A 12,410-nucleotide genomic window follows, 5' to 3' on the forward strand; every position below is an offset into this window, starting at 1 on the left:
TATGCAACAGGAACTGAAGCAACTGATTGACCGGCTGGCTCCGGAACTGCTGACCTCGCTGGAGACTGCAGCGGCTGACTGTGCTGGCAGGGGCCATCGAACCGTAGAAATCGAACACTGGCTGTGGCAGTTGATCTCCAGTGGCAGCAGTGCTTTTACCGTCATTGAGCAGCAGGCCGGACTTGATCGTGGCCACATGATTGAAGACCTGGAGCAGCGGCTGGAACGGTTGGAGCGTGGGCATGAAGGTGCTCCGGCGCTGGCATCTACTTTGGTTGCGCTGATGCAGGATGCGTGGGTGGCTGCTTCCCTCAATACCGGACAGAGCAGGATTCATCTGCCGCATTTGCTGTTGGCTCTGATTAACCGTGAAGCCTTTATGCTGCTGGCCACGCCCCTGACTGACGAGTTGCGCAAACTGTCACGGGAATCACTGCAGGCAATGGGTACAGAACCTGAGAAGATCGAAGCCGGAGAAGTTGATCATGTCACCACAACAGCTGCGCTGGATAAATACACCCATAATTTGTCAGAAAAAGCAGCCAATGGCGAGATAGATCCCATCAGTGGTCGTCAGGATGAAATACGTCAGATGATTGATATTTTATCCCGCAGACGACAAAACAACCCCATTCTGGTGGGTGATCCCGGTGTCGGCAAAACGGCCGTGGTAGAAGGTCTTGCCCAGGCCATGCATGACGGTGAGGTGCCGGACAACCTGCAGGGCGTAGAACTGCGTATTCTTGACCTGGCGCTGTTGCAGGCCGGTGCCAGCATCAAGGGTGAATTCGAGAAACGGCTGCAGGATGTCATTAATGAAGTGCAGGGTGCCACCCGTCCCATCATCCTTTTTATTGATGAAGCCCATACCCTGATTGGTGCTGGTGGCGCTGCCGGCCAGAATGATGCGGCCAATCTGCTCAAGCCGGCACTGGCCCGAGGTGAGTTACGTACTATCGCGGCTACGACCTGGGCGGAATATAAAAAATACTTTGAGAGTGATGCTGCCCTGACGCGGCGCTTTCAGGTTGTCAAAGTGGCCGAGCCCAATGAAGAAGATGCTATTGCCATGGTGCGTGGTATTGCCACCTCTCTGGCCCAACACCACGGGGTTCGGGTGCTGGACAATGCGGTAGAGGCTGCAGTCAGACTATCTGTTCGTTATTTGCCGGAACGACAGCTACCGGACAAGGCGATCAGCCTGCTGGATACCGCCTGCTCCCGTATCGGGTTGTCAGTGCGGGCAACCCCGGCAGCCATTAACCGGATTGAACAGCAGCAGCGCTATCTGGAGCAGGAGCGTCAGGCCCTGTCACAGGAATGGTCTGCCGGTGACCAGCATCAGGAACGACTGGAGCAGCTGGAGCAAATGCAGCAGCAGAACAGTGAGGAGCTGGAACAGCTGCAGCAACGCTGGCATCAGGAAAAAGAACTGGCTGCGCGGATTCAGGAAACCTCACAGTTGCTGGATCAGCAATGGCAGCAGGCTCGGGAAGCTAACGACAACTTCCAGCCGGATACGGTACTAACCAGTGAATTACAGCAGTTGCAGGCCGAACTGGCTGAGCTGCAGGGTGAGGCTCCGATGGTCAAGCCGCTGGTGGATGAGCAGGCTGTGGCATTAGTGATTGAAAGCTGGACCGGGATTCCTGCCGGCAACATGGTTGCAGATGAAACCCGTCGCCTGTTGGCACTGGAAGAGAGTCTGGGTGAGCGGGTTATCGGTCAGAAAATGGCGATCAATGCTATCAGTGAAGCGATCCGGATCAACCGTACCGGGCTTGGCGACAGTCGCCGCCCGATGGGTGTATTCCTGATGTGTGGTCCTTCCGGCGTCGGCAAAACCGAAACAGCGCTGGCACTGGCTGATCAGCTGTTTGGCGGTGAGCAGAATCTAACGGTTATCAATATGACCGAGTTCAAGGAAGAGCATAAGGTTTCCATGCTGCTGGGTGCCCCGGCTGGTTATGTGGGTTACGGCGAAGGTGGTGTACTGACAGAAGCTGTACGTCGCAAACCGCACTCGATTGTATTGCTGGATGAAATGGAAAAGGCTCATCCCGGCGTGCACGATATCTTCTACCAGATATTTGATAAGGGTCGTATTTCTGACAGTGCTGGTCAGGAGGTGGATTTCCGAAACACCCTGATCATTATGACATCCAATGCCGCTGACTTTGCCATATGTGATTTTGTCGAAAGCCGCGGCGGCGCGGTGCCGGAATACCGGGAGATTATGGGTGGTATTCAGGATGAACTGTTGAAGTACTTCAAGCCCGCTTTCCTGGGGCGTGCCAACGTTGTGCCTTACCTGCCACTGGCTGTGGATGAAATGAAGCAGATCTGCGGTATTGCCCTGAACCGGATCAGAAAGAATGTTGCCGGAAAATATCAGGCAACGTTTGAAGTTGATACTACAGCGATAGAACAACTGGTGATGTGGAATAACAGCCCTCACACCGGAGCCCGGGCGATAGAACAGATTATCAATCGACGGTTGATGCCGGAGCTGGCGAAGCAGTGTCTGCTGCGAACCAGTAGCGGTGAAAAAATCAATCATATTTGTGTCACTACCGAGAATCAGGAGCTGAGTATTGTCATCAGCTGAAGCCGGAAGTATTCAGCAACTGTCTTCAGGAACCCGCAGTCGTTCAAATGGACTGCGGGTGTTCTGTAATGCGCTGATTTCCATTCTGACCCTGCTGTTGCTGGTTTATGCCGGATACGGTGAAACCCTGCTGACCTACAAGAAACTTGAGCAGGAGCAGATCAGTGCCCAGGCTGGTGTCGTGCGGTCGTCAATAGAGAATGCCCTTATAAGCGGTATTCCACTGGATGATATTGCCGGACTGGAGCGACTGATTCAGTCCAGCCTGCGGGGACGTGAGGCTGTCACCTCCGTGACGGTGGTTGATGCCGGCGGACGACAGGTTTTTCCTCTCGATGCGGAAGGCCGGTTAAGGGATATGAGCAGTATGGCCATGGATGATGGCAGCGACAGCATGATGGAAAATGATGCTGTGATTGCCTTTGGTCTGCCACTGCAAGGGCGGTTTGAGACCGAAGGGTATCTGCAGGTCGAACTGTCGAAGCCGTTTATTGAAGAGCTGGTACGGCAGATTTTTTATCCGCTGTTTGTTATTACCCTGATTCTGGTGGTTCTGTCACTGCCTGCCAGCTGGCTGCTTTCCCGTAGCAAACTGCCCCGGTTCTGGCGGGAGCAGGGCTGGTTTACTCTGTCATTCTCGTTTATGAGTCTGGTGTTGGTACTGGTACTGACGGGGCTCTATATCCAGAGTGCCGGTCACCGGGTTGAACGAATTAATGATTCGCTGCAGGCCCGGCTATCAGCGGCAGACAGCCATGGTATTCCTCTGTCCATGCTCAGTGGTGTGGACGAACTACTGGAAGAATATCAACAGCTCAACCCCGGGCTGGACAGTATCACCCTGAGCCGTGACGCTGTTGTTCGCTACAGCTCTGATCCGGACTTGCTGCGGACCCAGCTGGAGCGGGACTTTTATCAGCTGTCGGACCGTTCAACCCTGAACAACAGTAACCTGCAGTTAGTGACGACCATGCCGTTCTCGGAGGTTGTACTGCAGGTGCTGAGAGCGGGCCGGAACTTTACCATTCTCTACCTGACCACGTTACTGCTGTCACTGTTGTTTAACCGGTTGGTTAATTTGCCATCTCGAACCAGAGCGCAGGCAAGTGGCTTGCTGGCAGACCGTTCGCTGGAAATTCTCAAACCACTGTTCTTTATTGCCGTGTTTATGGAGTCACTGCATACCGCATTGCTACCGGAGTTGCTGAACAGTGCAGCTCAAACTGCAGGGTTGGGTACCAGTCTGACTTCATTGCTGTTTATGCTTTATTTCCTCAGCTTTGCCCTGATGCTGTTGCCGGGAAATCGCCTGTGCCAGAGGTTTGGCAACCGAGTTGTCATGTTGGGCGGATTGTTACTGGCCGCTGCCGGATCATTTCTGCTGGCCTTGGCTTTCTCGGCAGGCTCCAGCCTGGAACTGGTAGCACTGGCAAGACTGCTGGCCGGTATCGGCCAGAGCCTGCTGATGGTCGGTGTCCAGAACGAGATACTGGACAATACCACGCCGTCTAACCGCACCACGGGTGCTTCGGTCATTGTTACCAGTTTTAATGGCGGCTTTATCTGTGGTACCGCACTGGGGGCGTTGCTGGCCAGCTACGTCGGTGCAACCGGGGTTTTTGTTATCAGTGCCCTGTCAGGTGTTATGGCTCTGGTTATGACACTGGTGCTGGTCAGTCCGGGTAAAACCGGGGGAACACCTGAAGTAACCGGAACCAGCTCGCTGACCGAAATGAAAGTTCTTTTGGCTCACCGTGGTTTTGCCGGCACGATGCTGTTTGTCGGGTTGCCAGCCAAAGCCACACTGACCGGCATTGTGACGTTTTCCCTGCCACTGGTGATGAGTCAGGCCGGCTATGCCAGTGAGGATATTGGTCAGATTATTATCTGTTACGCCATTGCTGTGCTGGCATCGACCCGCTTGCTATCAAGCAGGGTTGACCAGCAGGGCAACACCCGTCGGGTACTTTATATTGCCATGCTGACTTCAGCGGTTGCGATTCTGATCGCATCAGCAGGACTGATGCTGACAGCAGAAAAAGATACTTTATACGGGGCTGGGGTACTGCTGACTGGAGTCTTGCTGCTTGGGTTGTCTCATGGCGGTATCAATGCACCGGTGGTCAGTCACGTTACAGATATTGTCGATGAGCGCACAGCGTCAAGGCAGACAACCGTGACTTTCTATCGGTTCCTGGAACGTTTTGGTCATGTATTGGGCCCTCTGCTTGCCGGGCAGGTAATGGTACTTACAGCATCCGGCCAGCAGGCCTTGTTATGGATGGCCGGAGGACTTGCTGTATTTGCCTTGGCGTTTTATTTCAGCAGTCGCCAGAAGCAGAATAAAAATCTGGCACCAGTCAGGTTGGAGGAAGCGCTATGAGTGCACCGGAGTATGATGTCAGCCGGCGCCCGCTGACAGTATTAACAGAAAGCGGTGACGAATGGATCGCAACCCGGATGGAAAGCCGTGATTGCGTAGATGGTGTGTATGAACACCGGGTGTCATTTATGGCGCGGGGGCTTAACCCGCAAAAAGTATTGGGAACCGGGGTTAGTGTCAGCTATCGCCCGGAACAGGGTAGCAGCAAAAGCCGTCAGCGTTTTTTTCATGGTATCTGTGCAGAAATTCGTAAAACCGGAGTGCTTCAGAGCCGTGGTTATGATCTGTACACCGTGGTGTTGGTGCCCTGGTTTGCATTACTGAAACACAGAACACACTGTCGTGTGTTTCAGCAGCAGAAAGCCAGTGAAATTATCAAAACCCTTGCGGGTGAGCATGGTTTTGGCAGCCAGCTTGATCTGGCAGCCAGCGGTGACCAGGCCAGAGAGTATTGTGTCCAGTTTAATGAGACCGATCTGGATTTCATTACCCGGCTGCTGAAAGAAGAAGGCTGGCACTATCACTTTCAGCAGGAAAAGGGTGACCACACGCTGGTGATTGCCAAAGACAATGGCAGCTTTTCCAAAGTCGATGACACCGATATTGAATTCTTTGCTGAGAGCAAGAACCGGGAGTGGGCAATTACCGACTGGCAGCATAATTATATGCTGGGTGCCGGCAGTGTTCAGACCGGTGATTATAGTTATGAGCTGGCCGAAGCGATGCCCGGTAACAAGGTTAACAGCGCTGCCGGGCTCAAGGCGCAGAAGTCACTGCAACACTACTTCTATCCCGGGCGGTTCAGCGAGAAATCTGCCGGAACCGATATAGCAACCCGTGCGATTGAAGGCTTTGATAGCCAGTTCAACCAGGTTGAAGGAGCAAGCAGCCTCAGCAGCTTCTTTGCCGGTGGACGCTTCAAGCTGGAACATCATCCGGACAGCAGTGAGCAGGGAGAATATCTGCTGCTGGAAGTCATCCATCATTTCTCTGCCGAAGAGACCGGTAGTGAACTTCATTACAGCAACAGCTTTCGCTGTATTCCTGCCGATGTTGATTACAGGCCATTACCTGCGTTTGAAAAGCCAAAAGTACTGGGATTGCAAAGTGCCATTGTGACCGGCCCTTCGTCAGAAGAAATCCATATGGATGATTACAACCGGATCAAGGTGCAGTTTCACTGGGATACCGAAGGTAAGGGCGATGACAGCTCTTCATGCTGGGTGCGGGTCGCTCAGCATATGGCCGGCAACAGTTTTGGTACTCAGTTTGTGCCCAGAGTGGGAGATGAAGTACTGATCAGCTTTCTGGACAGTGATCCCGACCGGCCGCTGGTTGTTGGTTCGGTCTATAACGAGACCAATAAGCCGCCGTATGAGGTGCCTACCAGCTATGGTACGAAGCTACAGTCATCTCCCAAAGGCGGTGCAGATACCTTTAATGAGCTGCGCTTTGACTGCAAGAAAGATGAAGAGCAGATCTTTATGCAGGCTGAAAAGGATCTGGTGATTGAGGTCAAGAATGATCGCAATGAAACCATCGTTGGCAACCTGACCGAAGAAATACAAAAGATTGTCACCCGTACCGTCAAGGAAGATGACAATCTGACGGTAGAAGGCGAGCAGAAAGTCACAGTCAGCAAGAATATTACGGTTGCAACCGAAGCAGATTACGAACTCAGTACCAAGGGAAATTATACTCAGGCTACCGATGGGGATGCTGCTGTCACCGTCAAGGGTAAAACAGCGCTGGACAGTACCGGAGATATCGCTGCCGAGAGCAAAGGCAATATTGATATCAAGGCAACCAACGGCATCACTCTGGACGGAACCAGTATCAAGCAAACCGGCAAGCAGGCTATTGATCTGGAAGTCGGACCCAGCAAGATTTCCCTGTCGCCTTCCGGTATCGAGATCAGCTGTGGTCCGAGTACAGTCAAACTGTCACCCAGTGGGGTGGAAATTTCCGGGATGCAGTTCAAGGCAGAAGGGCAGGTGCAGGCCGAACTAAAGAGTGGTGTCGCCTGTACCGTGGAAGGCACGGTTAAAACCGATATCAAGGGCACTATGGTTGGCATTCAGGGTAATGCCATGACTCAGGTGAAAGCGGGTGCCATGGTCGAAATTCAGGGTGCGATAGCGAAGATCAACTGATGAAGATAACAATTCCTGACTCCCTGAAAAAAATACCACAGCCGACTGCACTCGAGATTATCGAGCGCTATCAGGTAGACAAGAGCCTGCGACAGCAAATTGCTGCTGATCAGTCACCGACCGAGCTGATCCGGCAGTGGCTGGAGCAGGATCAGTTAAATGATGTGGTGACCTTTATATGTCATGCACTGCCGGCGCGGGAAGCGATCTGGTGGGGCTGTCTTTGCCTGCGACTGATTGACGATGCAGCGGCCGAAACCCTGACTCCGGATCAACAGCAGGCACTTGAAGCGGCAGAGCAATGGGTACGAGATCCGATTGAAGCCAATCGCCGCATCGCCGAAGCTCGGGCGCAAAAAGCAGAGCTGGATAATGCCGCAGGCTGGCTGGCGCAGTCAGCTTTCTGGAGCGGTGGCAGTATTACCCCGATTGATGGCCCGTCAAGCCCGGTACCGCCTTATCTATACTCCCATGCTGTTGCTGGAGCCATCTGTCTGGCTGCGGTTTTGCCAGATGGTGAGGCTGAAAGAGTTCATCGCAATTATCACCGTATGATCACCATAGGGCTGGATATTGCTGATGGTGGTAACGGTCGTCAGGTATAAGTTCGCACCCAGGAGGCAAGAATGAGACCCGCATCCCGCGCAACTGATATGCATGTCTGTCCGATGCAGACGCCTGCTGTCGTACCTATTCCACATGTGGGCGGACCACTGTTGCCGCTGCCCTCTACAGTGCTGATCGGTAATTTGCCGGCAGCAACAATGGGGCAGCCCTGCGTCTGCGTCGGTCCTCCCGACAGCGTCATTATGGGCAGTATGACGGTACTGGTGAACAACAAACCGGCGGTTCGAATGGGTGATCCTACCGCCCATGGCGGAACGGTTATTCTTGGCTGGCCCACGGTATTGATCGGGGGGTAACGCCTGAAAGGGCAGAAAACATAATAACTTGTGCATCCAAATCGAGGTTGGCAGACGTATCTCCTGCATAACCAGACAAGATGCTTTATGACCCTATAGCGAGTGAGAGGTTTACAGGATGCGTTTTTCCCAGCTGATACAAGACCGGGATGTTCTGAAAATTCCGGATACCGAATTTACCGAACTGGTTCAGGGATGGACCAAAAAAATGGGGGCCAAAGTCGGTTATCGCAGGGAAACGCGAATGGAACACTGGCAGGAAGCGATTGATACGGTTTATACCGCCCTGGAAAAGGAGCTGCAGACCAATGATGCCGACCGCATCATGAAGCAGAAGAAATGGGAAATCATGATGCTGGCGGCAAAGACCCATTTTCCGGAGCATATTGCTATTTATCATCCGACACTGGTTGAACAGCAACGGGTGGGCAAACTGGTTCAGAACAGCAAACTGCGGCGAATTCTGAAGGATAAGCTGGAGCTGATGCGGATTTTGAAACAGGACAAGGAGCTGGTTGTCGGCTCTATCACTGAACTGACTGTTTCCCGCTTGCAGTGTGAAGTGCTGGCGGCTTCAGCCCAGTTGCTGTACAGCAAGTATCAGGGAAGCCCAAGCAATACCTTTACTACCAACTATGGCGCTGAAACTGAAGCGTCTGCAGGTGCCAGTGCCAACCGGGAAGGCCTGAAAGTATCGGCTGGAGCAACTGCAACGGCATCAGCCGTGGCCCAGGCCAGCTATGACAGTGGCAAAAAGTCCCTTAAGGGTGGTTTTGAGCACCGGGTTAAAGCCGGAGTGGCTGCGGCTGCAAGTGTTGAAGCAACAGCAGACGTAGAAGCCCGGGCCAGTGAGCTGATGGCTGCCGGTAATTTTGGCCTGAGTGCCGAAACCCGGGTGAGTGCGGACTTTGATTACGAGATCTCCCGTTCCTGCAAGGTCAAAACAGAATACCTGCGCCGTATAATGGGGGATAAATTCAAACTGATATCCGGATATGCTTCAGGCAGTGCTTCTGCAGGTGCCAGTGCCAGTGCCAGTGGTAGTGCCGGTGTCAGACTGGCACCAGGGCTTAAAACCAGTCATGACGTAGAAGACCCCGGTGCCAAGCACGGCAAAATCAACAGTGCAGACTTTGCTCATGCCAATTTGCAGGGTGAAGTGGAAATCTCGGTTTCAATGTCAGGCCGGGCCGGGGTTACCCTGATGCAAACTGCAGATATTGAGGTCTCCGGTGATTTAATGGCCGGCGCCAGTGCTTCCGGCGAGTTGAAATTCTTTGTTAATGGTCGTGGCGTCGGTATGGATATTGGCGGATCAGCCATGGCTGGCTTTGAGGTCGGTACCGACCAGAAACTGAATCTGAAGCATCCTTCCCGCGGAATCAGTATTTTCAGCCTTAAGGTGAGAGAATCCTTCTCTGCCGGTGCCGGTGTGGAAGGCAAGATAAAAGCCCACGCCACAGTGGACGAGATTTCGTTTAACAGCTCTGCTGGCGCGACAGTCGGTATTGGTACCTCGATTGGTTTTGATACGGTGATTTCACCACGAGGTGCGTTGCTGGTGGGTTATGACCTGCTTGTTGTGCCATCAATCCTCCGCCTCGGTAGTGCCATGTGCAAGCATGACCCGCAGCTGGCATCGGTTCACACCCAGCGTATGAAGACCTTCTGCGACTTCCTCAACAAACAGGCTTCCAAAGGTGAGGTCAACCAGGTCTATCTGGATTGCCGCAGTCGGATAGTGGCCCTGATGGCAAGCCTGGATGCTGAAGCTAACAATCTGTATGACCCGAAACGTAAATACCGTACGGCGGGTGTAGCGTATCAGTCAATGTCAATCGAAGAAGCAGGTAAGACTCAGCTGGAGTCAGCTTACTTCTCAAGAGGCGAGCACCAGCGGCAGACACCGCTCCAGATTGTTTTCGGCTCCGAAGCCGGCACTGGTGATGCCGGTATCCAGCTGCAGGGTGTGTCCCAGGGAGATATCGGAAAGACTATTACCCAGAAAGGCTTGCAAACCGATTTCTTTGAGCAGAAAACCAACGCTGTTGATCCGGCCAAGGCTGATCTCCATCGTGTCGTTGCCGCATACGAGAACGCGAAAACCCGCAGCAAGGGTGAATGCATTGCCTTTGATGTGATTCGCTCAGACTTGCTCAAGGGCACCATCAACTACTCCTGATTAGTTGATGATGTCTGTTGATACGGGAATGGTTTTTTATGATGGGCTGGCGGTTTCGCCAGTCCGGTCTGTCAGGTAACGATAATGAAGAAAGCACAGGATGCCGCTGTTGCATCCGGAATGGTGGTATCTCATGTAGATATCATTGCCGGTGTAGCGAAGCAGATGAATGCGGTCATAATGGTCCGTCAGGTAAACAAGGATTCTACGCGCCTGATTGAAGAAGGCTTTACCACCAAGGACTTGCATGTAAAGGGCAAAAGTTCCAATTGGGGGCCTCAGGCAGGATTTATCTGTTGTGATCAGGCGTTGAGTAAACTGGCTAAAAAAGATCCGTCTCTGGTGCCGGCTTTTAATGGCAAGATCAAGGAGAGTATATCCCAGGGCTATGCCGTAGCGGTTCCATTGCTGATCTCTGCAGACCGGGTACGTGAACTGATGTCTGGTGGCCGGATAAAACAGTTAAACAGTGATAAGGGTGTTTTGCAGGTAACCTGCATGGGTAAGCCTCATCAGGTGTTCCAGCTATATCCTGTCCATTCCATGCCAACCGGGGCGTTGCCACTGGTTTATAAAAAGCATATGCATGTGGTTACCCGTCTTTGTGCTGATATTCCGGCGCTCAAGACCGGTTACTGGGTGCTGTACGACACGCGTCAGATTGGCGAATCAGCTCCCAGATGGGAACCGGTTATGGTGCTGGCAGAAAAGAAGTCCGGTATACCTCTGACCGCTGATTATGATCTGTTCAGTATCTGTCCCCATCTTGGTACGACAGGTTTTCAGAAACAAGCTAATGCCAAAAATAATTTCCGGATGGCGGCCAACTCGGTGAGAAACGCCCTGGGTACTTATGATCGACGAGCCGTTGATGTTGACCTGGGGCGTATTACCGCTTTTTCCCGTCAGGTTAAAGACCAGATTAATCATGGTATTGCTGCGACGGGATGTCGCCGGGTTGTTCACCATGGTTGTGAAGTTGATAATCCGGTGACCGAGCTGGATTATCCGGTAACTACCATTATGCCATCCGGCGAAGTGGTTGGTGCTGAAAACCAGCAGGAGCTGGAAGCGGTGGTAAGGGATTTGCACCGGCTGGGATATGCGTTCTACGCCAACCGGTTATGGAGTCAAAAAGGTGAGGTAACCAGTACCACCAAGGTCAAACAGGACTATCAGTGGAATGATCGGGTTGAAGCCTCGGCTCTGGGGCAGCTGGAAGTTTTATCCCCTGCCTGATTTACGATTCAGCTCTTCTTGCATAACACCTTCCCCAAACCGGTGCTCGAGTTCAATCAAGGACAAGGCACCGGGTTTTCTAAGCGCCTTTCTCAACCAAAAACCATTACGCCACTGGGTTATCTTGTGCCAGGACCAGAAGGCGGGTTCACTTTTAAAGCTGATTCCGGAACTGGTCATGAATGGATGTTTGCCGGTCCAGAGACTCCAGGTCAGCAACCCGAGGGCATAGCCGTCAGCGGTTGTATCAACCTTGCGGTGTACAATATCCGGGTGCTGCCATTCTGGCGAGTAGGACTGGTTGGCCCGGTCTCTGCCCAGCCGATGGGTTGATGAGTAGTCAATCAGCTGAATCACGCCGGTCGCACGGTTTACGAAGAGATTGTCCGGCTTGATATCACCATGCTCCCAGCCATCATGATGCAGTTGCTGCAGGGCCAGAGCGATATTGGTCACCATTTTGCGCAACACCTGCTCACTCAGCTGATTTATCTGACCGCTTTTCATCAGATCAAGCAGCAGGGTTCCTTTGGCCGGCTCCATAATCAGCCAGTGATTACGTTTCCAGTGAAAGTAACCCTCACCCTTCAACAGGCCTGGATGCTGAACCATTTTCAGCAGTACGCCTTCCCGTCGCATTTCTGTTATACGACGGAGAGACGAACCCCGTTTAAGCCTTTTCAACACAATTGCCTTGTTGGCGACGGTGTCCCAGCCGTGATAGATCCGGGCGCAGCGTGTTTCCACAAACGGTACTCCACAGACAAAGCGTCCGGCAATCATGGAGGCTTCGGTCAGCTCTTTCGATGCACTGACCGCCCCCTTTGTTGACTCAGACGTAGTTGCCTCAGGAGCAGTTGCTGCAAGAGAGGCAGCTATATCATGTTTTAAAACACTGTTATGACTTTGTAATACTGGCATT

At 52.7% G+C, this 12,410-nt stretch carries 8 protein-coding genes; 7 read left to right on the forward strand and 1 reads right to left on the reverse strand.

The genetic code is table 11. The annotated features are described in order from the left end of the window. Position 1: 1 nt before the first annotated feature. The 7 genes from tssH to ACYZZ0_RS19530 all read left to right on the forward strand — a co-directional run bounded on the left by tssH (position 2) and on the right by ACYZZ0_RS19530 (position 11,488). On the forward strand, positions 2-2,608 hold the full coding sequence (tssH, locus tag ACYZZ0_RS19500; protein ID WP_461538335.1) for a type VI secretion system ATPase TssH: 2,607 nt from the start codon (positions 2-4) through the stop codon (positions 2,606-2,608). After that, positions 2,595-4,991 carry an MFS transporter gene (locus ACYZZ0_RS19505; RefSeq protein ID WP_461538336.1) on the forward strand — a complete coding sequence of 799 codons (2,397 nt, stop codon included), beginning with the start codon at positions 2,595-2,597 and terminating at the stop codon, positions 4,989-4,991. The genes tssH and ACYZZ0_RS19505 overlap by 14 nt, the downstream gene beginning before the upstream one ends. After that, positions 4,988-7,144 (forward strand): type VI secretion system Vgr family protein, encoded by a 2,157-nt coding sequence (locus tag ACYZZ0_RS19510; RefSeq protein WP_461538337.1) that lies wholly within the window; start codon positions 4,988-4,990, stop codon positions 7,142-7,144. Before ACYZZ0_RS19505 ends, ACYZZ0_RS19510 begins: the two co-directional genes overlap by 4 nt. Beyond that, on the forward strand, positions 7,144-7,749 hold the full coding sequence (locus tag ACYZZ0_RS19515) for a DUF6931 family protein (protein WP_461538338.1): 606 nt from the start codon (positions 7,144-7,146) through the stop codon (positions 7,747-7,749). The genes ACYZZ0_RS19510 and ACYZZ0_RS19515 overlap by 1 nt, the downstream gene beginning before the upstream one ends. A 21-nt stretch (positions 7,750-7,770) precedes the next feature. Beyond that, the gene (locus ACYZZ0_RS19520; RefSeq protein WP_461538339.1) at positions 7,771-8,067 is read left to right on the forward strand and encodes a PAAR domain-containing protein; all 297 of its coding nucleotides are present in this window, start codon (positions 7,771-7,773) and stop codon (positions 8,065-8,067) included. A 118-nt stretch (positions 8,068-8,185) separates the two neighbouring features. Beyond that, entirely contained in the window at positions 8,186-10,249 is a 2,064-nt protein-coding gene (locus ACYZZ0_RS19525) for a hypothetical protein (protein ID WP_461538340.1), read from the forward strand. A gap of 84 nt (positions 10,250-10,333) precedes the next feature. Continuing rightward, positions 10,334-11,488, forward strand: coding sequence for an anthrax toxin-like adenylyl cyclase domain-containing protein (locus tag ACYZZ0_RS19530; protein ID WP_461538341.1), 1,155 nt, complete (start codon positions 10,334-10,336; stop codon positions 11,486-11,488). Here ACYZZ0_RS19530 and ACYZZ0_RS19535 read toward each other — a convergent pair. Then, the gene (locus ACYZZ0_RS19535; RefSeq protein ID WP_461538342.1) at positions 11,474-12,409 is read right to left on the reverse strand and encodes a serine/threonine protein kinase; all 936 of its coding nucleotides are present in this window, start codon (positions 12,407-12,409) and stop codon (positions 11,474-11,476) included. The two genes, ACYZZ0_RS19530 and ACYZZ0_RS19535, sit on opposite strands and share 15 nt — an antisense overlap. Between the last annotated feature and the right edge of the window lies 1 nt (position 12,410).

Origin of the sequence: Spongorhabdus nitratireducens (genome assembly GCA_947387575.1) — a bacterium.
In the GTDB taxonomy this organism is placed as follows: domain Bacteria; phylum Pseudomonadota; class Gammaproteobacteria; order Pseudomonadales; family Endozoicomonadaceae; genus CANDOC01.

What these genes read in the sequence shown, in the direction of transcription:
- ACYZZ0_RS19510 (WP_461538337.1), top strand. Translation starts at nt 4,988, where the DNA reads ATGAGTGCACCGGAGTATGATGTCAGCCGGCGCCCGCTGACAGTATTA.
- ACYZZ0_RS19530 (WP_461538341.1), top strand. Translation starts at nt 10,334, where the DNA reads ATGAAGAAAGCACAGGATGCCGCTGTTGCATCCGGAATGGTGGTATCT.
- ACYZZ0_RS19515 (WP_461538338.1), top strand. Translation starts at nt 7,144, where the DNA reads ATGAAGATAACAATTCCTGACTCCCTGAAAAAAATACCACAGCCGACT.
- ACYZZ0_RS19520 (WP_461538339.1), top strand. Translation starts at nt 7,771, where the DNA reads ATGAGACCCGCATCCCGCGCAACTGATATGCATGTCTGTCCGATGCAG.
- ACYZZ0_RS19535 (WP_461538342.1), bottom strand. Translation starts at nt 12,409, where the DNA reads ATGCCAGTATTACAAAGTCATAACAGTGTTTTAAAACATGATATAGCT.
- ACYZZ0_RS19525 (WP_461538340.1), top strand. Translation starts at nt 8,186, where the DNA reads ATGCGTTTTTCCCAGCTGATACAAGACCGGGATGTTCTGAAAATTCCG.
- tssH (WP_461538335.1), top strand. Translation starts at nt 2, where the DNA reads ATGCAACAGGAACTGAAGCAACTGATTGACCGGCTGGCTCCGGAACTG.